Raw genomic sequence first — 25,880 nt, 5'->3', positions numbered from 1 at the left:
TCTCTGTGACTAAACATACTTTTCTTTTATAAAAAAATCGGCAATATGAGAGTACATAAATCGCTCAATAGTTCAGGGAAGACTCATGAAAGACGAAACACTCTCGATTCACTTCGGTTACGACACTGATCCAACAACCAAATCGGTTGCCACTCCAATCTACCAAACCGTCGCGTACGAATTCGATGACGCACAACACGGCGCCGACCTCTTCAACCTTGCGGTGCCAGGCAATATCTACACTCGCATAATGAACCCAACCAATGATGTGTTAGAAAAACGCATGGCCGCCTTAGAAGGAGGTATCGCAGGCTTAGTGGTAAGTGCGGGCAGTGCTGCGATCAACTATGCGATTCAGACGTTGGCGCAAATCGGTGACAACATTGTTTCAACACCTCAGCTTTACGGTGGTACTTACACCCTATTTGCTCATATGCTGCCAAACCAAGGGATCGAAGTTCGTTTTGCTAAAGACGATAAACCAGAAAGCTTAGCGGCACTGATTGACGAAAAAACCAAGGCGGTTTACTGCGAAAGTATCGGTAACCCAGCAGGTAATATTATCGACTTAGAGCGTGTTGCTGAACTTGCTCACGCACAAGGTGTACCTGTGATTGTTGATAACACGGTGGCGACGCCTGTACTGTGTAAACCTATCGATTTTGGTGCTGACATCGTGGTGCACTCACTAACTAAATACGTGGGTGGTCACGGTACAACGTTAGGTGGCGTGATTGTCGACTCAGGTAAATTCCCATGGGCACAGCACAAGGACCGCTTCCCTGTGTTTAATCAGCCAGAGCCTTCTTATCATGGCGTGGTTTATACCGAGGCCTTTGGTGAGGCTGCGTTTATTGGTCGTGCTAGAACGGTTCCCCTACGTAATACAGGTGCAGCACTGTCACCAATGAATGCTTTCATGTTGATGCAAGGTTTGGAGACGTTGTCGCTACGCATGGAGCGACACACAGAGAATGCCTTGAAAGTAGCGGAATACCTCAAGCAACACGAGAAAGTCAGTTGGGTAAGTTACGCTGGCCTGCCTGATTCAGAATTCTATCCACTCGCTGAAAAGTACATGCAAGGTAAGCCATCGGCCATTCTATCTTTTGGTTTAAAAGACGGTTATGAAGCCGGTGTTCGCTTCTATGATGCACTGCAAATCTTCAAGCGCTTAGTTAACATTGGCGATGCGAAATCTCTCGCTTGTCACCCAGCTTCGACGACACACCGTCAACTAAGCGAAGCTGAACAGAAACAAGCCGGTGTATCACCGGAGATGATTCGCCTATCAGTAGGTATCGAGCACATTGACGATATCTTGGCTGACCTAGAGCAAGCACTGAGCGCTTAATGACGCTACAGCTAGCTCTAACACTGATCGTTAAGTAACAGACATAAAAAAGCCCATCACAGGATGGGCTTCTTATTATCTATATCTTAGGTAAGCTGTCGATTACTCAACTGTTACCGCTTTCGCTAGGTTACGAGGTTGGTCAACGTCGGTACCTTTTATTAGTGCGACATGGTAAGACAGCAGCTGCATCGGTACTGTGTAGTAGATAGGCGCTGTTACTTCACTTACGTGAGGCATCTTGATGATCTTCATGTTCTCATCGCTTTCAAAGCCCGCATCTTCATCAGCGAATACGTAAAGTAGACCGCCACGAGCACGCACTTCTTCAACGTTCGATTTCAGCTTCTCTAGCAAGTCGTTGCTTGGTGCAATAACGACTACAGGCATATCTGCATCGATAAGAGCCAAAGGACCGTGCTTAAGCTCACCAGCTGCGTATGCTTCTGCGTGGATGTAAGAGATCTCTTTCAGTTTAAGAGACGCTTCCATCGCGATTGGGTAGAACTCACCACGACCCAAGAACAGTGTGTGATGCTTATCAGCAAAATCAGGTGCCAGTGCTTCAATTTCTTTATCGAACGCTAATGCTTTCTCGATATCAGCAGGCAGTTGGTGAAGTGCTTGAACGATTTCCGCTTCTTTTTCTTCATTGATACGACCTTGTAGACGACCAATTGACGTTACCATCATCAGCATCGCTGCTAGTTGAGTTGTGAAAGCTTTAGTAGAAGCAACACCGATCTCTGTTCCTGCGCGAGTCATGAAGGCAAAATCAGATTCACGAACCAGTGAAGAACCCGCAACGTTACAGATAGTCATTGCAGACATATAACCCTTCTCTTTTGCAAGACGAAGTGCAGCAAGCGTATCCGCCGTTTCACCAGATTGAGACAGAGTCACCAATAGGCTGTTCGGACGAACAACGAAATCACGGTAACGGAATTCAGAAGCAATCTCTACGTCACAGCTTACGCCAGCTAGAGATTCAAACCAGTAACGCGCTGCCATGCCTGAGTTGTAAGACGTACCACATGCGATGATCTGCACGTGTTCAACCTTGCTTAGGATCTCTTCAGCTTTAACGCCGATCGCGTTAGTGATAACCGAAGTATCAGAGATACGGCCTTCCATTGTATTGATCAGCGCTGTTGGCTGCTCGAAGATCTCTTTCTGCATGAAGTGGCGGTATTGACCTTTGTCACCTGCGTCGTGTTCAGCGTTTGACTCAACGATTTCACGCTCAACACGCTCACCCGCTACATCAAATACCGTAACATCACGACGAGTTACCTCAGCAACATCACCTTCTTCTAGATACATGAAGCGACGAGTTACGCTCAGTAGTGCAAGTTGGTCTGATGCCAAGAAGTTCTCACCGACACCAAAACCGATAACGATAGGGCTACCAGAACGAGCCACAACAATGCGGCTAGGATCTTTGCGATCAACCGCTACCGTGCCGTATGCACCGTCTAATTGTTTTGCTGTTTTCTGTAGCGCTTCAACCAAAGAAGCTGAAGTGCGAAGTTCCCACTCAACTAAGTGAGCAATAACTTCTGTATCCGTTTGTGAAGTAAATACGTAACCACGCTCTTGCAGCATAGCGCGCAGTGCTTCGTGGTTTTCGATAATGCCATTGTGTACAACGGCAATATCACCAGACATGTGCGGGTGTGCGTTCGCTTCAGATGGCTCACCATGTGTCGCCCAACGTGTATGAGCGATACCTGTACCGCCAATCACTTGTTGCTCTTCTACTGCGTCAGCTAGCTCTTGTACTTTACCTAGGCGGCGTACACGAGTTAGGTTAGATGCAGTATCGACGACAGCGACACCAGCTGAATCGTAGCCACGGTATTCTAGACGACGAAGGCCTTCTACTAAAATTTCAGCTACATCACGCTGTGCTACTGCACCAACAATTCCACACATAGTTTCACTCCATCAATTTTGTTTTATTCCTATTGGCAGCAAGCAAAGGCCAAATCTTCATTAAGATCAATTATAGGAAGGTAAATGCATAATACTTAAATTTGTTTTTACGCTGGATCGGTCAGGATCACTCGAACATCATGTGATTCGATACTTGCTTTGGATTCTTCGCCTAAGTCTGTATCGGTAATTAAGATGTCAATGTGTTCCCATGCCAGCTCTAAGTTCGGGATCTTTCGTCCCACCTTTTCCGACTCAACCATCACGATCACTTCTCGTGACACTTCAGCCATTACTTTGCTCAGGCCAACCAGTTCGTTAAACGTGGTTGTGCCTCTATCGAGGTCGATACCATCAGCCCCAATAAATAGTTGGTCAAAATCGTAAGCACGAAGTACCGACTCTGCAACTTTGCCTTGGAAAGAGTCCGAATGGGTATCCCAAGTGCCGCCAGTCATTAATAACGTCGGCTCGCTTTCAAGCTCATTAAGCGCATTAGCAACGTGCAATGAGTTGGTCATAACAACCAAGCCACGCTTAGCATTAAGCTGCTGAATTAGAGCACCGGTCGTACTGCCACTATCGATCACGATGCGGTTATGGTCGCGAATTAAATCTGCAGCGGCTTTTGCCAATGAAATCTTTCGAGTCGAAACTTGTTGACCCAGTTCTTCGTTGACAACCTCTTTCGGTAACGAAATCGCACCACCATAACGGCGTAAAAGCTGACCGTTTTTCTCTAAAGACGCCAAGTCCTTTCTAATAGTGACTTCTGAGGTTTCGAACTTAGCGGATAATTCATCAACACTAACCTCCCCTTTTTCATTCACTAGGTTAGAAATTGCATGTCTTCTGAGCTGGGTGTTTCGTTTCGACATTTAAAAAAGGCCATTAAGTTTCGATATGAAACATATTATAGTTACAACGAAACTATTTAGTCCATTTATTTTGATCCAAAAAATTAATAAATAGCGATAAAACCTTGTCCTAAGACAATTGTTAAGCAGTGATATTGAACTCATTAGGTGGTAGAATCCGCACCCGAAAAGAAAAAAAATTACAAAACTGACTGTTATTTTTTTGCAACCTACCCCCTATATAGTGGGGTAAGTCACAGAAAACCGATATTGAATCAAAATCTTTTAGTCATAAAATGACTAAAATTGATGAAAGACTTACAACTCTGAAGGACATATTGGAAGTCCCGCGCTTTTACACAACAGGCACAAAATGTTGATGTAGCGGACCAATCTTCAGAACTTAAATAAATTTCAAATTGTAACAATACTTACCGGAGAGTACCTTCCATGAAAAAGACCAAAATCGTATGTACGATTGGCCCTAAAACTGAATCTGTAGAGAAGCTAACTGAACTAGTAGATGCTGGCATGAACGTTATGCGTCTTAACTTCTCTCACGGTGATTTCGCAGAGCACGGCACTCGTATCGCGAACTTCCGTAAAGTAATGGAAAACAAAGGTGAGCAACTTGCTATCCTTCTAGATACTAAAGGTCCAGAAATCCGTACTATCAAACTTGAAGATGGTAACGACGTAGATCTAGTAGCTGGTCAAGAGTTCACTTTCACAACTGACGCAACAGTTGTTGGTAACAAAGACGTAGTAGCAGTAACTTACCTAGGTTTCGCTAAAGACCTAACAGCAGGTAACACTATCCTTGTTGATGACGGCCTAATCGAAATGGAAGTTATCGCAACAACAGAAACTGAAGTTAAGTGTAAAGTTCTTAACAACGGTGCTCTAGGCGAAAACAAAGGTGTTAACCTTCCTGGCGTTTCTGTTCAACTTCCAGCTCTTTCTGAGAAAGACAAAGCTGACCTTAAGTTTGGCTGTGAGCAAGGCGTTGATTTCGTTGCTGCTTCTTTCATCCGTAAAGAAGAAGACGTTAAAGAAATCCGTGAGCTTCTAAACGCTAACGGCGGCGAGAACATCCACATCATTTCTAAGATTGAAAACCAAGAAGGTGTTGATAACTTCGATTCAATCCTTGAAGCTTCTGACGGCATCATGGTTGCTCGTGGTGACCTAGGTGTTGAAATCCCAGCTGAAGAAGTAATCTTCGCTCAGAAGATGATGATCGAGAAGTGTAACCGCGCACGTAAGATGGTTATCACAGCAACTCAAATGCTTGACTCTATGATCAGCAACCCACGTCCAACTCGTGCTGAAGCGGGTGACGTTGCGAACGCAATCATGGATGGTACTGATGCAGTAATGCTTTCTGGTGAAACTGCTAAAGGTAAGTACCCAGTTGAAGCTGTTACTATCATGGCTCAAATCGCGAACCGTACTGATTCAGCTCTTAAAGCTGAGCTAGGTTCTCGTCTAGACAGCCCACGTCTACGTATCACTGAAGCAGTATGTAAAGGCGCTGTAGACACAGCAGAGAAGCTAGCTGCTCCTCTAATCGTTGTTGCAACTGAAGGCGGTAAATCTGCACGTTCAGTACGTAAGTACTTCCCAACTGCAAACATCCTAGCTCTAACAACTAACGAAAAGACAGCTGCACAGCTAGTTCTTACTAAAGGTGTTAAGCCAGTTCTTGTTGACTCTATCGAGAACACAGACGCGTTCTACATCAACGGTAAAGAAATCGCTCTACAATCTGGCCTAGGTAACAAAGGCGACATCGTAGTTATGGTTTCTGGTGCTCTAGTAGCTTCTGGTACTACAAACACGGCATCTGTTCACGTTCTATAAGAATGAACCGATTCGCATAAAATATAAAAGAGGGCTTCGGCCCTCTTTTTTTATGAAACAAAATCTTGCCTAACTTTTCAGTACGCTGTATTATCAATCGCAATAGAACTACGTACTGTTAACCTCCAATTGACTCTTTCTAAGAGACGGATTAGCAGACTAGAAATCATATATAGATGAGGTTTGTAATGTCTAGTCCTACGCTCACTGAAAAAGTATCAAAGATGATTCGCCAAGATATTCTTAATGGTGAGTTAACCCCAGGCCAAAAGCTTGTTGTTGCTGATCTAAAAGCACGCTACAACGTTGGCGCATCCCCTATTCGCGAAGCCTTGGTACAGTTATCTTGGAGCAAATACGTAAAGCTAGAGCCACAAAAAGGCTGCTGGGTATCTCCTGTATCAAAGAAAGAACTGAATGACCTATACGAAAGCCTTCGTGTTGTATCATCGGTTCTGCTTAAAAAAGCGATTGCAGCAGGTGATGAGAGCTGGGAACTGGATGTACTAACGTCTTACCATAAACTATCGCGAGTACAGTACGTATCTGAAGAGTTTGACTGTGTAGAATGGGAAGAGCGCCACCAGCAATTCCATGTCGCACTGCTTGAAGGTGCAGATTCAGAGAACATGTTTAAGTTCTTTGATGACCTAATTAACCAAGTGAAACGTTACCGCTTCCTCGCTATGTCTGCAGAAAGCGCATCTGATGATCTGTTCAATATTGATGAGCACGAAATGATCATGAAACTAGTACTCTCTAAGAATGTAGAACAAGCAACAGAACTGCTTGATCAACACTTACTAGGTTCAATGAAACGAATTGAAGAAGTTATCGAAGCGGCATGATGCCAAGATAGATTCTAACCAAATAAAAACGGAGCCCAGCGGCTCCGTTTTTTTGTTTCCAGTACCACGACTGAACTACCACCCAAAAAACTCTTTGTGATGAGTATTGAGCAGCACAACCATAGGTAAAAAATACAATGCACTAAGTTGAAAGCCAAGAATGGCTAATGTGCCTATGGTTAACCTAACTAAAAAATCGACAAACATACCACGCCTCTTTTAACCAGACTGTATGATCCCCAAACTCTTGCTCCAGCTAACCTAATTCTACTGCTGCCTTTCAAGTTATTGATAAGGCTAGCTAACCAGCTGAATTAAGTTAACGGTGTCATCCTTTTACATCTGGTAAACACTCTATTTATTGCATCGTTTAACACGATGTAATCTGAAGCAAAGTAGTTTACTTACTGTTCATTTTAGCTCAAATTTTCACCAGCATTAGACTTTAGTCTAACTGTATAGATTTTGTGACATAGGTCGCTCAAAAGTGAGATTCCTAATAAAAAGAGGGGAAGGAAAAAGGAGTCGGGCCGCGACTTGAAGAGGTGAAGGAAATAGAAGACAGGACTAGATAGAAGCGAACCTAAGCGACATCATCGTAGCTAGGACACATAGAGACCGTATTACGACCAGACGATTTAGATTCGTAAAGCGCAACATCGGCACACTTGTATGAGCGAGTACTGTTACTTGTTAAATCAGTAAAGCCAACACTCACCGTTACCTTAGTTCCGGCTGCCAGTTCAATCTCTATTCGCAAGCGATCCAATACGCGCTTTGCTTCTGGCAGAGACGTGTGTGGCATCAAGAGTGCAAACTCTTCTCCTCCGACACGTGCAACAAAGTCCGTCCCACGAAGGCTATCTTGCAGAAGTTTAGCAACACCAGCGATCACACGGTCACCTTCGTCGTGGCCAAGCTCATCATTGATTCGCTTGAAGTTATCGATGTCCACCAAGGCTAAGCAGGTGGTCGCTTCGATCGGGTAACGCTCAACTAAGCGAGAATAGTAGGCCAGCTGCTCTTCGAATTTTCGTCGGTTCCAGAGATTACTCAAAGAGTCACGTTCACTTAAAATCCTCAAACGTACCTCAAGCTCCTTCCTTACGGAAATATCAACCAACGAGGTGATGTAGTAACTGACTTTGCCTGAATTGTTTTTGACCGCATGCACTCGCATGATCGCAGTAAAAGGAATACGCAGCTTGTTCTTACACTGAACCTCCCCTTCCCATACTTCTTCTTGCTCTAAATGACTCCAAATAGCCGAGCTTGAGAGCACTTGGTCGGTATTCTCAAGCAGCAACTGCAATGCATTTTGACCGATCACCTGTTTTTTGCAGTACCCAGTCATGTTCTCAAATTCGTTGTTGATCATCATTGTGCGGTGCTGCTTGTCAGAGATCATCACTGCCGACATACCATTCAATGCGGCTCGTGCCAATTTACTCTCTAGGCTTCGGCGTCGGCAGTGCGTCACCAGGTAAGCAAACGGGAAAGCGAATATCAGCACCGTAATCAGAACAATGATCTCTTCATGGGCCAAATCATCTAGATCACGCTCAGCCCGATCCATCAGTTGCTTTTGATTAAGTTGAATCAGTAAATGGACCTTTTGACTGTTCGCGAGCATAACCGTGTTAAAGGCAAACAAATTACCATCTTCAAAAACGTATCCCACCTGATCATTGGAGATCGCATCCCACGTCTTCGGCGCGATATTTTTCAGGTTATAGCCTTTTCTTTCAGGAATAGAGTCTCCGAACAACTTACCGCTGTTGTTACTCGCGATGAAGTAACCCGCGTCATTGAGAACTTCTGCTCTAAGATCGTTATCTGGTGAAAAGCTCAGACGCGACGATAAGCCCCATACATCAAGATTGATGACGAGGTAGCCTACTCTTTCGTCAGGGGTTTCTACTGGGGTAAAGACACGGATTACCGGCGAATAAGGGAAGGTGACTTCACCATGCTCAGTTTCAAGCTCAATACCCCAACCGCCAATCTGTTCGGCTTCTAGTTTTTGAGCGTATTGGAAGTAGTTAGAATCCGACCTATCTTGCAGCTGTTGAGGAAACGTCACTCTACCGGTATCAGAGGAGTAGTTAACACGCACCAATTCTTTGCCAGTGACATCTAACAGATGGATTTGTGTATACCACTTCTGGTTCACGAGAACAGATTGCCAGACCTCTTCAAGTAGATGTTTGGTTTGGTCTGAGGGAGAGGAAGCAAAGTTAACCAAGCTCTGGCTATGACTGAGTAGCTCCATGACCGAGACTAACTGAGTCTTGAGAAGATCATAATCTCGCTTGGCATACACTAACTGATGAACGGCTTGCTTAGCTGAGTAGTCAAAGCTCTGCTGTTTTACTTCTTTGTAGCGCTGCAAATAATACAGACATACTGCAGAAGACAATATGATAGAGATAATCAGCAATGTAATTATTGATTTTTTATTTCGCATTGCTAACTCAGATGAATGGAAGTGCAGCGCGGGATTATAGCACTCTAAAAAATTAACAAAATAAAAGCCGCTTAAAAAAGCGGCTTTAAAGTTATTTTTTAAAGACTTATCGTCTAGGCTTTCAACGCACGTTCGCCTCGTGCGATGCCAACAACACCACTTCGAGCTACTTCAAGCACTTCCGTCACTTCAGACAGCGCCTGAATGAAGGCATCCAGTTTCTCGCTAGTACCCGCCATTTGAACCGTATATTGAGAAGCCGTAACATCAACGATCTGACCACGGAAGATATCCGCTGTGCGCTTCACTTCCGCACGAGCAAAGCCGCTCGCACGTACTTTTACCATCAACAGCTCACGTTCAATGTGTTCAAGTTCAGACACTTCTTGTACTTTAAGTACGTCGATTAGCTTATGCAGTTGTTTCTGAATCTGCTCAAGCTGCATTTCGCTCGAGTTAGTAGTGACGTTCAAACGAGACAGCGTCGGATCATCGGTTGGAGATACGTTCAAAGACTCGATGTTGTAGCCACGCTGAGAAAACAAGCCAACCACACGAGAAAGCGCACCAGGTTGGTTTTCCATTAGTAGTGAAATAATGTGTCTCATATTATGTTCTCTCCGTTTTGCTTAGCCACATGTTATCCATACCCTCGCCTTTGATCTGCATTGGGTATACGTGCTCGGTGTCATCCACACTAATATCGACAAATACCAAACGGTCTTTCATCGCCAGTGCTTTTTCCAAACCTGATTCCAATTCATCCGGAGATGAAATGCGCATACCAACGTGGCCATAAGCCTCAGCGATAGCAGCAAAATCAGGAACAGAGTCCATATATGAGTTAGAGTAACGGCCTTGATAAACAATGTCTTGCCACTGTTTTACCATGCCTAGGAAACGGTTGTTAAGGTTAATAATCTTAACCGGGATATTGTATTGCAGCGCAGTCGACAGCTCTTGGATATTCATTTGAATGCTGCCGTCACCGGTTACCACAACCACCTCTTCATCTGGCTTAGCAAACTTAACGCCCATACCAGCAGGCAGGCCAAAGCCCATCGTGCCTAGACCACCAGAGTTAATCCAACGACGTGGCTTGTTAAACGGGTAGTATAAAGCAGCAAACATTTGGTGTTGACCTACGTCAGAAGCAACATAGGCATCGCCATTGGTTACTTTATGCAGTGTTTCAATTACTTGCTGTGGTTTGATGCGCTCAGACGATTTCTCGTAAGCTAGGCAGTCACGCTCTTGCCACTGCTTGATTTCACTCCACCAGCTTTCAATCGCTTCTGCATCGTTAGTGCCGCCTTGCTCAACGAGCAAGTTCACCATGCTCTCTAGAACCTTTTCAGCAGAACCTACAATCGGTAGATCCACTTTTACGTTCTTAGAGATCGAAGATGGGTCGATATCAATGTGCATGATCTTCGCATCAGGGCAGTACTTATCTAGGTTATTAGTCGTTCGATCATCGAAACGTACGCCAATACCAAAGATCAAATCCGCATTGTGCATCGCCATATTGGCTTCATATAAACCATGCATGCCTAACATACCCAAAGAGTTCTTATGGGTGCCAGGGAAAGCGCCAAGCCCCATTAGGGTGCTTACCACAGGTAAATTCAGTGCCTCTGCTAATTTTAACAGCGGCTTATCTGCCTCAGAAATAACCGCACCACCACCGACATAAAGTACCGGCTTCTTCGCTTCAAGAAGGGCTTTTAGCGCCTTTTTGATCTGACCTTTATGACCCGTAACCGTTGGGTTATACGAACGCATTTTGAGCGTTTCTGGGTATTCATAAGGAAGCTTGATTTGTGGGTTTAAGATATCTTTCGGCAGATCAATAACCACAGGACCGGGACGCCCTGTCGTTGAAATATAGAATGCTTTTTTAACGACTTCAGGGATATCTTCCGCTTTCTTAACTAAGAAGCTGTGTTTAACGATCGGGCGTGATACACCCACGATGTCACACTCTTGGAAGGCGTCATTACCAATGAGGTTATTTGGTACGTTACCAGAAATAACAATCATTGGGATTGAGTCCATGTAGGCGGTTGCAATACCAGTAACGGTATTGGTCGCACCTGGACCAGAACACACAAGTACTACACCCGGTTTACCGGTAGAACGAGTATAGCCATCTGCCATGTGGGTAGCGGCTTGTTCGTGTCGCACTAATACGTGTTTAATTTCAGCAGTTTTAGCATGCAACGCATCGTAGATATCAAGTACAGAACCACCTGGGTAACCAAAGATTTGTTCTACACCCTCTTCAATTAGAGACTGCACCACCATCTCAGCGCCGGATAACATTTCAGCGCCGGATGACATGGCTGTTTCAGGTTTTGTTGTCATATTGCTCTCCTCACCAGTTTCCAATCATATTTGGTGAACATGTTGGGCTGGTTTTTCATAGTCTAGGGCTTATTCGTAGCCTAATTCGAAATACTTCCACTTTTTCGGCTATGGCTGTCTGTCGTGATAACAACAAACAGTAATACGAAACAACTTTAACGCTTTATTATCATCTGGTCTAACACCTGTTATTCGGCAACTGTGCCAAAAAACCAACTATTAGCTCAAAGCATTAAATAAAACCCAACTCAGCCCCCTACGCCAGGTTTAAACACTAGTTAGCGAACAAAAAAAAGCACTTAATATTTTAATAGATCGCTATTTATCGATAAACCGCGAGCTTGCTGGTGTGCGCTTTCGCACATTGTGCTGTGTCATTAGATACAAAAAATCCCCCTAAAAATGCAATCACATTCGTAGGGGGATTTTTAAACAACTGAAAATTTATCTAAGCAGAAAACTACTTATCTTTAGGCTTTTCGTTGTACATTTCTTCGATTTCGTCTTGATACTTATCGTTGATAACTTTACGACGCAATTTTTGAGTTGGTGTCAGTTCACCATCATCCATAGAAAATGCTTTTGGTAGCAGTTTGAATTTCTTCACTTGCTCAAACTTAGCCAGTTCTTGCTGTAGGTCATTCACACGCTTTTCTAGCATCTCGACGATTTGGTGGTGCTTAACAAGTTCAACGCGATCGTGATACTTGATATTAAGCTCTTTGGCGTACTCTTCTAGCGAGTCATAACAAGGAACAATCAGCGCAGAAACGAATTTGCGTGTATCAGCGATAACAGCAATCTGTTCGATAAAGTGATCTTTACCAATCGCACCTTCAACCACTTGCGGGGCAATATACTTACCACCAGAAGTTTTCATCAGCTCTTTGATACGATCAGTAATGAACAGGTTACCATTTTCATCAAAATGACCCGCATCACCGGTTTTCAAGAAACCGTGCTCATCGAATGTCTTAGCTGTCTCTTCTGGCATCTTGTAGTAGCCACGCATCACCATTGGACCGCGAACAAGAATCTCGTCCTTAGCACCAATCTTAACTTCTGCGCCCGGCATCGACATACCAATTGAATCAGGGTTAAAACAGCGGTCATCCCAGCACGATACTGTTGCCGTGGTTTCTGTCATGCCGTAGCCAAGTTTTACGTTGATACCGATAGCATGGAAGAAGCGACCGATGGTTTCATCTAACTTAGCTCCACCACAAGGCATGAAGTTGATGTTACCGCCGAGTAGAGCGCGCAGTTTAGATAGCACAAGCTTATCAGCTAGCGCATGGCTCTTCTTCAGCATCAACGATGGAGTACGACCTTCTTGGTGACAAACTGAAAGCTTTGCTCCCATGTTCACCGCCCAAGTAAATAGCACTTTACGAATAAATGGTGCTTTAGATACCTTCTCGTGAATCGCAGAGAAGATCTTCTCGTAGAAGCGTGGAACCGCACACATTACAGTAGGTTTCACATCACTTAGCGCATCACGCACTTGCATCGTATCTTGCAGGTAGCAGTTGGTTGCGCCTTTATAAAGAACGTAGAACGTCCAAGCACGCTCAAATACGTGTGATAACGGTAGGAAACACAATGAGACATCGTCTTTGCTCAGGCTAAGGCGCTCATCGTGGCCTTCTAACTGGTAGCCAATGTTGGTGTAATCAAGCATTACGCCTTTTGGCTGACCTGTGGTACCAGAGGTATAGATAAGAGTCAGCAGGTCGTCCATGCTTGCATCAGCAAGACGCACGTCAAGTTCAGCTTGTTGTGCTTCAACGCCACGCGCCATGAAGTCATTCCAAGATACGGCAAAGCTGTGTCCTTGCAGGTCGATGTCATCAGACATAGCCACAACAACTTCTAGCTGCTCGCACTCTTCAAACAGGCTAACCGCCGCATCGAATTGAACTTGCTCACCAACGAATAAGATCTTCACATCTGCATTTTGGATGATGTAAGAAGACTGTGCTGCTGTATTCGTTGGATAAATCGGCACAGTCACAAGGCGTGCTTGTAACGATGCAAAATCTGCCACGGTCCATTGAGGCATATTGTTCGAATAGATACCGATCTTATCCTGAACTCTCAGTCCTTGAGCCAACAGTGCTAATGAAAGCGTATCGATTTGTTGTCCAAACTGCTGCCAGCTAATACCTTGCCATACATTATCTACTTTGTGCTTCAAAGCTGTACGGTTGCCGCCTTGGGCAATTTGGTCACGAAGTCTTTTTACGATATGAAAATCTAAATTGGCCATCTCTTTACCTTTGGCTTACACCTGTAAGCTTTTTTGAGCGCACAAGTGTACCTCTGATCATGGAAAAGGCAACTGATGAAGCTCAAAGTTATAAGTAATAGTACGTATCACGCTAAGTTTTCTATCAACAAAAATAGCAGGTACAAAAAAGCCCCAAGCCAGACTCCCAGCTTAGGGCTTATAAATCATAGAGTTTAGTGCTTAGTTAAGCGCCACTACTTCGCCACAGATCATCATTAACTGATCTCGTAACCAAATGTGTCCTTTATCCTTTTCACTTGATTCGTGCCAGCTTAGGAAGCCAGAAATCGCCGAATTATCGAATGGGAAATCTAGAATCTGAAGCTGCTCTTTGTTTGCTGCATGTTCTACCATCCAACGAGGAGCAATTGTTACTAGTTCAGACTGGCCTACAACGTAAAGAACGTTGCTCAAGCTCGTACCTTCGTAGAAAGGCGTGCAATCTAGGTCACGGTAAGCTTGCTCAGAGAAGCTACGTTGACCGTGGATACGAGACAATTTCGCGTGCTTTTCGTTAAGCAGCTCTGCCGCTGTTACTTCACCGTTAATGCGTGGGTGAGAAGCAGAAGCGACAACAACCAACTCATCTTGGAAGATTTCAGTGCTTGAGAAACCTTGCTCATCAAAGCGAGCGTAATCGATCACGAAGTCGATTTCTTGGCAGCGCATACGCTCAGAAAGCTGACGATCGAACTCAGCGTCCATGTGCAGTTTAACGCTTGGTGCTTGCTCGTTAATTGTCGACATAATCTTAGGTGCAAAACGCATGTCACAAGGGCTGCAAATCGCAAGTTTGAACAGGCGAGAAGACGACTCTGGAGAGAACACAGAACTTGGTAGTTCGTTGCGTACTAACTGTAGCGCTTGGCGGATAGGACCAAACAACTGACGAGCACGTTGAGTCGGTTGAATACCACGACCTTGGCGCATGAATAGTTCGTCGTTAAACATCACTTTTAGACGAGCAACAGCGTTACTTACAGCAGGCTGAGACATACCCAGATTGTGAGCTGCACGTGTAATGTTTTGCTCTTGCATAACTGCATCAAATACAGTCAAAAGATTTAAGTCGACTCCACGAAGTGTGCTTTCCATTCTGTAGCTTGCAATAGCACTCATTGCGTCTTTCTTATCTAACATTCAAGTTGCCTCTTGTCGGTTCAACAGCGTTAAATTGGTAATGGTATGAGAATAGATAACCACTAATTCTTATATTTATCAGACCGATGTTTTTCGGATTGACATTACTATTAACCAATGCATCTCGAGCTACCAACAAGATTGATAAAGAATAATTTTATTTACCTTAATGATTAAACAACATCTAAAAATCAATTATTTATAGAGTTATAAAAAAACATAAAATGCGTCACTTATGAGTTTAATTTCGACTTATTTAGCTGTTCTATCGTTTGGTTACATTTGTTACAATTTATTGAACTCGTGAATTGTTCAACCGGTCAATTTAGAAATAGCACTTATGAGTTAGGTGAGCGATGCATAACTTGGAAAGTCGACCTTGTCCCAAAGTTGCTTTCTTAAATCATCTTGATTAGACCAATTCCCTGCTAATACCCACTCAACGAGTGCACTTGCCACGTCTGGATAGGTGACCACTTCGGCCTGTTTTTCACTGAGCCAAGCACGCAAGATAGCCGCATCTAAAAACGTCATGGTTTGAGCTAACCCAAGGGCCTCTAGCGTCGCCACATTGCTCTGTTGTTCGAACTGCCCTTCGAGTGGTTTGAGAAGCAATTTCTTCCCTAAGGTTAAGGCTTCAGATGGCAATTCAAAGCCGCCATTTGCGACCACACCAGAGCACTGATTGAGGTCGAATTGAAAGCCCGCATGACTCAGTGGTTTGAACTCAATATTTTCAACTCGGCTATGCTCAATCACATCCGGGTGGTAACAGACAAAGTTTTGCGAAATGAACTTCATCAGCAGCTCTGAGATCGACTCAAGCTCCTCAAATGGCAAATAGACCAACGTAAAGTCTTGTGCTGTTTTGGTTTGTTGCTCACCAACCAGCGTGTGAACGATAGGCGGCAAAATCGGCTGTTCAAAGTGATACCAGTGCAAGCCAATAGAGTGCTCGGTTGGGGCGAAATGTTGAATCACTGAATGTTCAATCCAGTTGCCCCCTTCTTTGGGTACATCATAACGAAACGCATTCTGGTGGCTTATCCCAATGCATGGCACACCTTGTCTCTTAGCCGCCCATGCAGTGACAGGCTCAAAATCATTAATCACTAAGTCATAAGGCGTAAGATCGATCTGGTTAATCTCACGGAGAAATCGCCAGATGTTGTTCTTCATGAATGTTTTGCCGTATTTGACCTGCCCCTGCTCGCTGTAAAAAGTTAAGCCGCTGCGGGTCTGATAGTTGCCAAACGCTTCCATCGAAAAGTATTTGCTCTCATCTCGCCCAGAGAACAGAAAATCGACATCAATATTTTGCTGACGAAAAGCGACGGCCATTGCTCTCGCTCGAGCGATGTGCCCATTTCCTGTGCCTTGTACGCCATATAAAATTTTCATGCATGTTCCTTTAAGTTTGCCACTTAAACTCGGCAGTGGTTGCCAACAAAATAATTACAGGATGAAGCTGATAGCAAGGCTAGTACAAGCGATGCCCAAAGCTGCGCCAATCAATACATCCGTTAAAAAGTGCACACCGAGCAGGATTCGAGAGCCTGCAATCGCAGTTGCCCACACCAAGCTAAAGAGGTACAAGCTCGGATAGAAATGTCCAATTAAGGTCGCCATAACAAAAGCAGCAGCGGAATGCCCTGAAGGCAGGCTGTATTTATCGGATGGCACAATATGAGAGTGAAGTAGTGAAGAGAATTCAGCTGGTCGACGGCGCTTGAGGGTATTTTTAGCAAACCAGTAAATAGGCAGTTCGATTGCGAAGGCGGTTAAGCCCACCAATAGAAAGTCTCGACCGGTGTTGCTATCGGCCAGCAGTGCAATCAAGGCAATCAAAACATAAAGGTGTCCATCTCCAGTATGAGACACCGCTTTACTGAGCGTTGCATGTTGCCCGCCATAGCGGTTGTTTAAACAGAAAACAGAAAATGCCACATCCCAGCGGACAATAGGTTCGATAGTACGCATACGATCTCCTTAACAATCCTTATTCAGTTAAGGCTCAAGTTATGCTCAACAAATGACAGTTAAGTGACGTTTTGAATGAACTAAAATGAAATTTCCCATGCTTGATAGGCTGGTCAATGGATCAAGTCAGGATGGCGATAGAAGCGACCGATAAAAATAAAGCGACCCAAGGCCGCTTTATTCTTCTATGTTTTCAATTCTTTATATAAGCAAGCAAACGCTACTTCTATCGTGTTAATGGTTATAGCGTTCGCTAATGATAATAGAGCTCGCAAATAATTAAACGCTAAAGGCTATAGCGCTAGTGGCTCGTGCTTTTTAACCAAACCGAAATCCGCCAATATCGCGTAGGCCGCTGGGATCATAAACAATACTAATAAGGTCGAGGCAAATATGCCGAATACGATCGAAATAACCAGTGGCTGGATAACCTGAGCCTGTAAGCTGGTTTCCGTCAACAGCGGTAGCAAACCTGCCGCAGTCGTCATTGAGGTCAAGAATACCGCTCGGAAACGCTCGCGACTGGCTTTCACCACCGAGTCATGCACGCTATCTCCCTCATCGACATGGTGACGAATGTACTGCACCAACAAGATGGAATCATTAACCACAATACCGGCAAGCGACACAAAGCCCATCATGCTTGGCATACTCAAAGAATGGCCAAGTATCCAGTGACCAACGACCACCCCAATAAAAGCGAGTGGAATCGCTAACATCACGACCACAGGCTCTAAATAGCTTCTGAACTGATAGCTAAGAATCGCAAACACGCCGAATAAGCCGAGCAAGAATCCTTTGCCCATCGAAGCGCCAGTCTTGGCTGCATCCTTGGCCTCCCCTTCGAAATCAAAGCGTAAACCCGGGTACTTCTGAATAAGTTTGGCGGCTTCATCTTTTTGGAACTGAGCCAAAATCGCGGATGAACTCGCTTTCTTATTATCAATATCACCAAAAATACTGATGGTTCTCAGCCCATCAATACGCTGAATTCGCACGTAGTTACGCTGGAAATCTAATGTCGCCAACGTTGCTAGCGGGATCTGACTGCCATCTGCGGTAATGATTGGGAAGTTAGCCAGCTGCTGTAAATCACCCGCTTGTTCTTTATCAAGACGAACTTCAATCGAGATATTCTCAACACCGATTTGAATCTCATCCGCTGTCTGACCAAAGAAAGCCGCACGTAATTGGGAAGCGATCATCTGTCCATTCACATTGTAGGTCTCAGCGCCCGGACGCAGCTTCACCAAAATCTCTTCTTTACCCATACGCATGTCATCCAGCACGCCGTGCACGCCATCAAACTGATTAAGGTATTCCTGAATATCCAAAGAAGCCGATTTCAATGCGCTCAGGTCATCATGCTTAGCACGAATCTCAATCGCACGGCCGCCCGGTCCCATGGTCGGTTGCTTGAAAACTAACGAGATAGGATCAGCCAAGTCACCGATGTCTTCTCGCCATGCATCAATAAAGTCATCAATAACCGTGTTACGGCTCTCAGCTCCGCGTAAGTCTAAGCGCACGGTAGCTAAGTGCGGACCAGATTCGTTGGCATCTGCGTTGGCATTAAATTGGCTAGTAATGTGCTCAACCAAGGTGTTGCCTTCTTCGACCTCTTCGCTCCACTGCGCATTTAAACGCTCGGCTGATGCAACAATCTTATCGACCACTATCTCGGTTTGAGACAGTGACGCCCCCGGCGGAAGAATGATACGCGCCTCGGCAATATCGCCATCCAACTCAGGGAACGGTTGGAATTTGACAACACCACCAGCAATCAAGGCGACCGAAAGTAACAACAGCGTAATCACTCCGCCCATAAAGGCATAACGGAAGGTCACGACTTTCTCAACCATGTTCATCAAAGTGGTATTACGAAAGTTCTCGAATTTCTCAAGTAACACAACCTTAAAACGCAGCGCTGGCTTGTCATTCTTTTCTTTATGTAATGAATGAGATAGGTGATTAGGTAGAATCAAGAAGGCTTCAATCAAGCTCAACGACAGCACCAAAATCAAGACTTGAGGAACGGCCTTAAGCACCGCGCCCATCTCACCATCAAGAAACAGTAAACTACCGAAAATACACACCGTGGTTAGGAAAGAAGACAACACTCCGGGAAGCACTTTCTTAACGCCGTTGTACACCGCATCATCGACGCTTTGTCCCCTATCTAAGTGGGAGGCTATCGATTCGGCTATCACGATGGCGTCATCCATCATAATACCGATTGCCATTAACAACCCGACCAGCGACATAATGTTGATCGACAAACCAAGGTTGGCCATTAAGAACAAGCCACCAAGGAAGGCCACTGGCAACCCTGCCGCCACCCAAAATGAATAACGTAAGCTGAAGAACAGCCACATGGTGGCGAACACCAGCACAATACCTTGCCAGCCATTGCTCACCATCATGGTTAGACGATCCCAAAGCACAGAGGAGAGATCGTTGGTCATTTGTAGCGTCACGCCATCAGGGGCAATCGCGCTCTGATCTTCAACGAAACGCGTCACGTTCTCTTTGATTCGTAGCGCATCATCTTCTTTGTTTTTACTGATTTTCAACAGAGCCGATGGCTTGCCATCAAACAACACCTTCTGTTCATCAAGCTCAAAGCGGTCGGTTATTTTTGCAATGTCCCTCAGACGGATCACTGATCCATTAGGCGCAGAACCAACCACGATACTTTCCAGTTCAACTGGTGTAATACGTCTCTCGTCGAAACGAATCAGAAAGTTCTTGTCTGGTGTTTCAACGTTACCGCTCGGCAGTTTTACATTTTGACGGCCAATCTGATCCGCAATATCACCGACGCTCAAACCCAGCTGACGAATGGCTTGGGTATCCAGTTCAACACGGTATTGATGATCAGAGAAACCGCTAACATCGACCAGTGAAACATCATAATCAAGCTTCATGATACGTTTGAGGTCTTCAGCGTAGGCCTTAAGCTCTGGCCACGACGTTTCTGCTGTGATGGCGATATCAACAACCGGTTCATTCCAATCCAATTCTTGAACAACTGGCGATTCAATCTCAGTCGGGAAATCATTGATCGAGTTGATTTGAGTTTGTACATCCACCAGCATTCGGCCGATATCCGCTTTCTCATTCAACTTCAGGATTAGACGTGCGCTACCTTCGATGGCTTCACACTGAGTCTCTTCAATGTTAGCTAAGCCGTCTACTGCATCTTCCATTCGTACACACAAGCTTTCTTCCACTTCTTGTGGTGATGCACCGGGATAAACGATGGCAGCCATAATATAAGGCGGATCATAAGCGGGGAAGGTTTCACGCTTGATGGTTGATAATGAGCTGATACCCATGATCAATAACCCAAGCATCAACAAGTTTGCCGCTGTTGGGTGCCTAGAAAAGAACTTGATCATGACGCACTCTCCTGAGTATCAGGTTCAAGTGCCACTTCTTTTGAGCCCGATTCTTTGAGTAACATGCCTTCAATGGCTGGTAATAAGTCATTGAGAACCAGTTTGTCGCCCGTTTGAAGCTCCCCGTTCACAACCACTTGGTTGTCTCTACGATAAAGCACTTCAACATTCACCATTTTCAGACGAGAGTTATCGTCCATTAGATAAATTTTGTCACCATGTAGCGCTCGTTCAGGCAACACCCAACTTAGATTTGCTACACCTTCAATCTCAGCTTTGACAAACATACCGTTAACCAAAGGCGTCGCGCTGTCTGGTTGCAATTGTGAGTAATCTTGAGCGATCTCGAGAATAATCCCCGCCGTCGCTTGGTTTTCATCAACTGTTTCGCTGATTCTTGCCACCTTCGCTGGCCAACTGAGGTTCAGGTTGCCGCTGTTAAGTTGAATGCTTGCTTTGATTGGCGCTTCATAAGGATTAGGGATTCCTGCAGCATCGCGAGGAAATTGGTTAAAGCTGGAGGCTAAAGTTTGCATATCGTGAATAGAAAGTTGCGCCTCTACTTCCATGACATTAATCCCGTGAGCAATAAACATCTCCTGCTGAAGGTTAACTACTTGATTTTGTTCGATATCAACCTGAGCAATTCTCATTGCTCTTGGCAAAATGATGGTGGTCTTATCGAGAGAGCGCTGCGCCTCTTTTACTTTAGACACGTTGACCTTAATCACCGCTTCCGCAACACGTTTTTCATCTGGCATTAAAGCGATTTGGTTCGCGATATCTAGCACTAGCTTCTGTTGAGATAAAGCACTTTGTTGTTGCAGGTCGACATCCGATTGAGAAGTCAGCCCTTTCTTACGCAGATCTTGTTTACGTTGTAGCTCTTTGTTGCTGATCACTAAGCGATTCTTTTCGATCTTAAGAGTCTGATTCAGGTTGTCTTCTTCTTGATTCAATTTTGCTAATGAGGTTTGGCTTGATTTTAGATCCGCCTCTGCTTGTATCAGCTTCAATTCGTAATCCAATGGATCAACCTTGAGCACGACCGTTCCCGCAGGGATCACCTGACCTTTCTCAAGATCTGGATGGCGATAAACGATCTGTCCTGTCACCTCGGCAATCGCTTTCCATTCGACTTTCGGCACCACTTTGCCAAAACCAACCGCTAACGGTGCTATCAGTTGTTGCTCTAGGCTTACTGTGTCAACTAAGCGAGCTCTATTACCCGCAGGCTTGGTTGGAAGATCCGGCTTCAAGTTAATCGCAACCACAAGGCCAATGACACCAACCGCAAGTGCCGGAAAGAAGAGTAGTTTTTTATTTATTTTCATTATCTTTGGTCCTGCACGGAAGAAGGGCTCGGTGCGTTAATAAAGCCTTCAGTCATCAATTGAATGTTGTGTTCGATTAAACGATTAAGAAATTCTTCATTAATCTCAATCCCATGAATTGCCAATAAAGGCGGCGGAGCGATGAAAGGAAACACCATCAAGCTTACATACGAAATACGGCACAATTTTGGATCCATGTTCTGTTTTAAGATGCCTTGTTCAACCAACTTTTCAAAAATGACATCTTGGGCTGGCTTTGCAACATCGAGGAAAACCTTTTCGAGCAACTCTCTTTGCACTTCAGAGGGAGGCATATTCATCACTTGGGCTATCAAGCGAGGAAACTTCGGCACTTTGACCATCTCTTTGTAGTAAGTCCGCATTAAATCAAGAAAGTTCTCATGACTGCTTTCATCAACGAGTCTCTGCATTTGTAATTGCATAGGGCGTAATGTTTCACGCAGCATCGCCTCAAACAATCCGGCTTTACTGCCAAAGTAATAGCGAATCATCGCAATATTCACACCCGCTCGCTCAGCAACTAAGCGAGTCGATACCTTGTCGTACGGTTGAACCACGAACAGATCTCGAGCGTGCTCAATGAGTAACTGCCGTACATCTAGATTCTGTTGAGGTCGCCCTGCTTTACGCGCTGCCATCACTGAGACCTATCCCTATAATTAATCACACGATTAATTATAGGGATAAATCGACATGGTTGTAGAAGATTAATTACTCACTATTTAATCAAATGATTAATTAATTTAGCCACCCTTTTAATTTTATTGGTGAATCGTTCCATCAAAAAGATTTACTACAAAGTTTTAACCTACACATCAGCCAAACGATAAACTAACCGCCCAGTACAAAACACTCAATCAGCTGATAACACCAGCAAACAACACGCAAGCAGCACAAACCAAAAAAAAACACCGCCAAAGCACGCTGATATTGGATTTTCTTGTTTGACGCTCAGAATAAATTGCGGTAAATATGGTGTTAACAGTTTATTTACGGATATTTGTGTAATGATTTTTTCTTCTTCTCGACTGCTGAAACTTCTCCTTATCGTGAACCAATCGCGCGGGTAAGTTGTGGGTCAAGAACTACACAAATATTAAAACCCGCGCTGAGCGGGTTTTTTTGTAACTGGCACTTTTAAAAGAACATCATTCTTAATAATAATTTGGATAGCAATCGATTCATTATCGATATAAGGAAGCACCCATGAACGATCAAGTGATAATTTTTGACACGACCTTACGTGATGGCGAGCAAGCGTTGGCTGCAAGCTTAACGGTAAAAGAGAAATTACAGATCGCTTATGCACTTGAACGACTGGGTGTAGATGTTATTGAAGCGGGCTTTCCGGTGTCATCACCAGGCGACTTTGAGTCAGTACAAACCATCGCAAAAAATATTAAAGACAGCCGAATCTGTGCACTTTCTCGTGCTGTAGCGAAGGATATCGATGCCGCTGCAGAAGCGTTAAAAGTCGCTGAGCAGTTCCGTATTCACACCTTCATTTCTACATCAACGGTTCACGTGCAAGATAAATTACGCCGTAGCTACGACGATGTTGTCGATATGGCAGTAAAAGCGGTAAAGCATGCGCGCAACTACACAGACGATGTTGAGTTCTCTTGTGAAGATGCAGGTCGTACGCCTATCGATAACCTATGTCGTATGGTTGAAGCGGCAATCAACGCGGGCGCGAAAACCATCAACATTCCAGACACAGTGGGCTACACAGTACCTAACGAGTTTGGTGGCATTATCAAAACGCTATTTGATCGCGTTCCAAACATCGACCAAGCAATCATCTCTGTTCACTGTCACGATGACTTGGGTATGTCGGTTGCTGACTCAATTGCTGCGGTACAAGCCGGTGCTCGTCAAGTTGAAGGTACTATTAACGGTATCGGTGAGCGTGCGGGCAACTGTTCTTTAGAAGAAATCGCAATGATCATCAAAACTCGCCAAGAGTTACTAGGTGTTCATACTGGTTTGAATCATCAAGAGATTCACCGTACCAGTAAGTTGGTTAGCCAGCTTTGCCACATGCCAATTCAAGACAACAAAGCTATCGTCGGTGCAAACGCATTCAGCCACTCTTCAGGTATCCACCAAGATGGCATGCTAAAGAACAAGAACACTTACGAGATCATGACACCTGAGTCTATTGGCTTGAAAAACAAAGCATTGAACCTAACAAGCCGCAGTGGTCGTGCAGCCGTTAAGAGCCACATGGACGCAATGGGCTACAAAGACAATGAGTACAACCTAGATTCATTGTACGAAGACTTTTTGAAACTGGCTGACCGTAAAGGCCAAGTATTCGATTACGACCTAGAAGCACTAATGCACTTCGCAAATCTACGTGACGAAGATGACTTCTATAAACTTAACTACCTAAGCGTACAATCTGGTAGTGTTATGTCTACCACTAGCATCAAGCTGCAATGTGGTGATGAAGAGAAATGCGAAGCGGCTGTCGGTAACGGACCTGTTGATGCTTTATACCAATGTATCTACCGCTTAACGGGTTACGAAATTGCATTGGATAAATTCGACCTTACCGCGAAAGGTGAAGGCGAAGATGGCTTAGGCCAAGCTGATATTATTGCTAACTATAAAGGCCGTAAGTACCACGGTACGGGCGTTTCAACGGATATCGTTGAGGCCTCTGGTCAGGCGCTACTGCACGTTATTAATAGCATTCAACGCGCAGACACCATTGCTGAAATGAAACAGCAAAGAATCGCAACAGTTTAAACACCCAATAACAGAGCCCTAGAGCCGATGTTATTGGCTTTAGGGACAAAATTTAAAACGAGCGAAAGAGCTCAGTAACAAGAATTAAAGGATTAACATGACTGATAAATCATACAAGATTGCCGTACTACCTGGTGATGGCATTGGCCCAGAAGTAATGCAGCAAGCACACAAAGTGCTAGACGCGATTGAAAAGAAGCATGCGATTAGCTTTTCTCGTGAAGAGTATGATGTTGGTGGTATCGCAATTGATAACCACGGCTGTCCACTTCCAGAAGCGACAGTAACAGGCTGTGAAGAATCTGACGCAGTACTATTTGGCTCGGTTGGCGGCCCTAAGTGGGAACACCTTCCACCAAACGATCAACCAGAGCGTGGTGCCCTACTTCCTCTCCGTAAACACTTCCAACTGTTCTGTAACCTACGTCCTGCACAAATCCACAAAGGTCTAGAGTCTTTCTCGCCTTTACGTGCTGACATCTCAGGTAACGGTTTCGACATCGTGGTAGTCCGTGAGCTAACAGGCGGTATCTACTTCGGCCAACCTAAAGGCCGTGAAGGCGAAGGCGCAACGGAAAAAGCATTTGATACCGAGGTTTACCACCGTTACGAGATCGAACGTATTGCCAAGATTGCGTTTGAATCTGCACGTCTACGTAACAAAAACGTTTACTCAATCGATAAAGCAAACGTTCTGCAGAGCTCTATCTTATGGCGTGAAGTGGTTGAAGAGATCGCTAAAGATTACCCAGATGTAACGCTAAACCACATGTACATCGACAACGCGACCATGCAGCTAATCAAAGACCCGTCTCAATTTGACGTAATGCTATGTTCAAACATCTTCGGCGACATCATTTCTGATGAGTGCGCAATGATCACTGGTTCTATGGGTATGCTTCCTTCTGCAAGCTTAAACGAAAGCAACTTCGGTCTATATGAACCAGCAGGAGGCAGTGCACCAGACATCGCAGGTAAGAACATTGCAAACCCAGTCGCGCAAATCCTTTCTGCAGCCCTAATGCTTCGTTACAGCCTAGGCGAAGAAGCGGCAGCACAAGACATCGAAGCAGCGGTTTCTAAAGCACTTTCTGCAGGCGAGCTAACGGCAGACCTTGCTGGCAAAAACCAAGCGCTGACTACCTCTGAAATGGGTGACAAGATCGCTGAGTACATCTTAGCTTCATAAGCTAAAGGCTCCGATTAGAAGCAAGTACATAAGAATAATATCAAGCCAAGTCAGCGTAAACCGCATGACTTGGCTCGAAA

The 25,880-nt window shown here is 44.7% G+C and carries 17 protein-coding genes; 5 read left to right on the top strand and 12 right to left on the bottom strand.

The features are described 5' to 3' along the window. Positions 1 to 85: 85 nt before the first annotated feature. The gene (locus ACED46_RS10880; RefSeq protein ID WP_017061406.1) at positions 86 to 1,354 is read left to right on the top strand and encodes an O-acetylhomoserine aminocarboxypropyltransferase/cysteine synthase family protein; all 1,269 of its coding nucleotides are present in this window, start codon (positions 86 to 88) and stop codon (positions 1,352 to 1,354) included. 102 nt (positions 1,355 to 1,456) lie between these two features. On the opposite strand, the gene glmS is transcribed toward ACED46_RS10880, so the two are convergent. Both glmS and ACED46_RS10870 read right to left on the bottom strand, forming a co-directional pair. Next, positions 1,457 to 3,289 (bottom strand): glutamine--fructose-6-phosphate transaminase (isomerizing), encoded by a 1,833-nt coding sequence (gene glmS / locus ACED46_RS10875; RefSeq protein WP_017067690.1) that lies wholly within the window; start codon positions 3,287 to 3,289, stop codon positions 1,457 to 1,459. Between the two features lie 107 nt (positions 3,290 to 3,396). Continuing rightward, the gene (locus ACED46_RS10870) at positions 3,397 to 4,167 is read right to left on the bottom strand and encodes a DeoR/GlpR family DNA-binding transcription regulator (protein ID WP_017061404.1); all 771 of its coding nucleotides are present in this window, start codon (positions 4,165 to 4,167) and stop codon (positions 3,397 to 3,399) included. A 429-nt stretch (positions 4,168 to 4,596) separates the two neighbouring features. Between ACED46_RS10870 and pykF the strand changes: the two genes are divergently transcribed. Both pykF and ACED46_RS10860 read left to right on the top strand, forming a co-directional pair. Continuing rightward, on the top strand, positions 4,597 to 6,009 hold the full coding sequence (gene pykF, locus ACED46_RS10865) for a pyruvate kinase PykF (protein WP_017061403.1): 1,413 nt from the start codon (positions 4,597 to 4,599) through the stop codon (positions 6,007 to 6,009). A 176-nt stretch (positions 6,010 to 6,185) separates the two neighbouring features. Beyond that, positions 6,186 to 6,857: a GntR family transcriptional regulator gene (locus ACED46_RS10860; RefSeq protein ID WP_136979312.1), complete on the top strand. Its 672-nt coding sequence runs from the start codon at positions 6,186 to 6,188 to the stop codon at positions 6,855 to 6,857. A 583-nt stretch (positions 6,858 to 7,440) separates the two neighbouring features. Here ACED46_RS10860 and ACED46_RS10855 read toward each other — a convergent pair. The 10 genes from ACED46_RS10855 to ACED46_RS10810 form a co-directional block, all read right to left on the bottom strand. Continuing rightward, positions 7,441 to 9,324: a diguanylate cyclase gene (locus tag ACED46_RS10855; protein ID WP_017068819.1), complete on the bottom strand. Its 1,884-nt coding sequence runs from the start codon at positions 9,322 to 9,324 to the stop codon at positions 7,441 to 7,443. Positions 9,325 to 9,437: 113 nt separating this feature from the next. Further along, positions 9,438 to 9,932 (bottom strand): acetolactate synthase small subunit, encoded by a 495-nt coding sequence (gene ilvN, locus ACED46_RS10850; protein ID WP_008219984.1) that lies wholly within the window; start codon positions 9,930 to 9,932, stop codon positions 9,438 to 9,440. Between the two features lies 1 nt (position 9,933). After that, entirely contained in the window at positions 9,934 to 11,691 is a 1,758-nt protein-coding gene (locus tag ACED46_RS10845; protein ID WP_017062926.1) for an acetolactate synthase 3 large subunit, read from the bottom strand. Between the two features lie 460 nt (positions 11,692 to 12,151). Then, positions 12,152 to 13,960, bottom strand: coding sequence for a long-chain fatty acid--CoA ligase (locus tag ACED46_RS10840; protein ID WP_017066937.1), 1,809 nt, complete (start codon positions 13,958 to 13,960; stop codon positions 12,152 to 12,154). A 201-nt stretch (positions 13,961 to 14,161) separates the two neighbouring features. Further along, the gene (gene leuO, locus ACED46_RS10835; RefSeq protein ID WP_371721433.1) at positions 14,162 to 15,121 is read right to left on the bottom strand and encodes a transcriptional regulator LeuO; all 960 of its coding nucleotides are present in this window, start codon (positions 15,119 to 15,121) and stop codon (positions 14,162 to 14,164) included. Between the two features lie 345 nt (positions 15,122 to 15,466). Further along, entirely contained in the window at positions 15,467 to 16,522 is a 1,056-nt protein-coding gene (locus ACED46_RS10830; RefSeq protein ID WP_371721432.1) for an MJ1255/VC2487 family glycosyltransferase, read from the bottom strand. 54 nt (positions 16,523 to 16,576) lie between these two features. Then, positions 16,577 to 17,101 carry a phosphatase PAP2 family protein gene (locus ACED46_RS10825; protein ID WP_017068816.1) on the bottom strand — a complete coding sequence of 175 codons (525 nt, stop codon included), beginning with the start codon at positions 17,099 to 17,101 and terminating at the stop codon, positions 16,577 to 16,579. Positions 17,102 to 17,394: 293 nt separating this feature from the next. Next, positions 17,395 to 20,502, bottom strand: coding sequence for an efflux RND transporter permease subunit (locus ACED46_RS10820; RefSeq protein WP_102393665.1), 3,108 nt, complete (start codon positions 20,500 to 20,502; stop codon positions 17,395 to 17,397). Continuing rightward, positions 20,499 to 21,836 (bottom strand): efflux RND transporter periplasmic adaptor subunit, encoded by a 1,338-nt coding sequence (locus ACED46_RS10815; protein WP_371721431.1) that lies wholly within the window; start codon positions 21,834 to 21,836, stop codon positions 20,499 to 20,501. Before ACED46_RS10815 ends, ACED46_RS10820 begins: the two co-directional genes overlap by 4 nt. Further along, entirely contained in the window at positions 21,836 to 22,495 is a 660-nt protein-coding gene (locus ACED46_RS10810; protein ID WP_017062933.1) for a TetR/AcrR family transcriptional regulator, read from the bottom strand. Before ACED46_RS10810 ends, ACED46_RS10815 begins: the two co-directional genes overlap by 1 nt. Before the next feature lie 568 nt (positions 22,496 to 23,063). Between ACED46_RS10810 and leuA the strand changes: the two genes are divergently transcribed. Together leuA and leuB are read left to right on the top strand one after the other, a co-directional pair. Beyond that, positions 23,064 to 24,611 (top strand): 2-isopropylmalate synthase, encoded by a 1,548-nt coding sequence (leuA, locus tag ACED46_RS10805; RefSeq protein ID WP_371721430.1) that lies wholly within the window; start codon positions 23,064 to 23,066, stop codon positions 24,609 to 24,611. 97 nt (positions 24,612 to 24,708) lie between these two features. Beyond that, on the top strand, positions 24,709 to 25,800 hold the full coding sequence (gene leuB / locus ACED46_RS10800) for a 3-isopropylmalate dehydrogenase (RefSeq protein WP_017061390.1): 1,092 nt from the start codon (positions 24,709 to 24,711) through the stop codon (positions 25,798 to 25,800). Positions 25,801 to 25,880 lie beyond the last annotated feature (80 nt).

Origin of the sequence: Vibrio sp. 1S139 (assembly GCF_041439475.1) — a bacterium.
Taxonomy (GTDB): Bacteria; Pseudomonadota; Gammaproteobacteria; order Enterobacterales; family Vibrionaceae; genus Vibrio; species Vibrio crassostreae_C.
The sequence above is the reverse complement of the archived record's forward strand: the minus strand, read 5'-3'. Positions and strand labels throughout refer to the sequence as shown.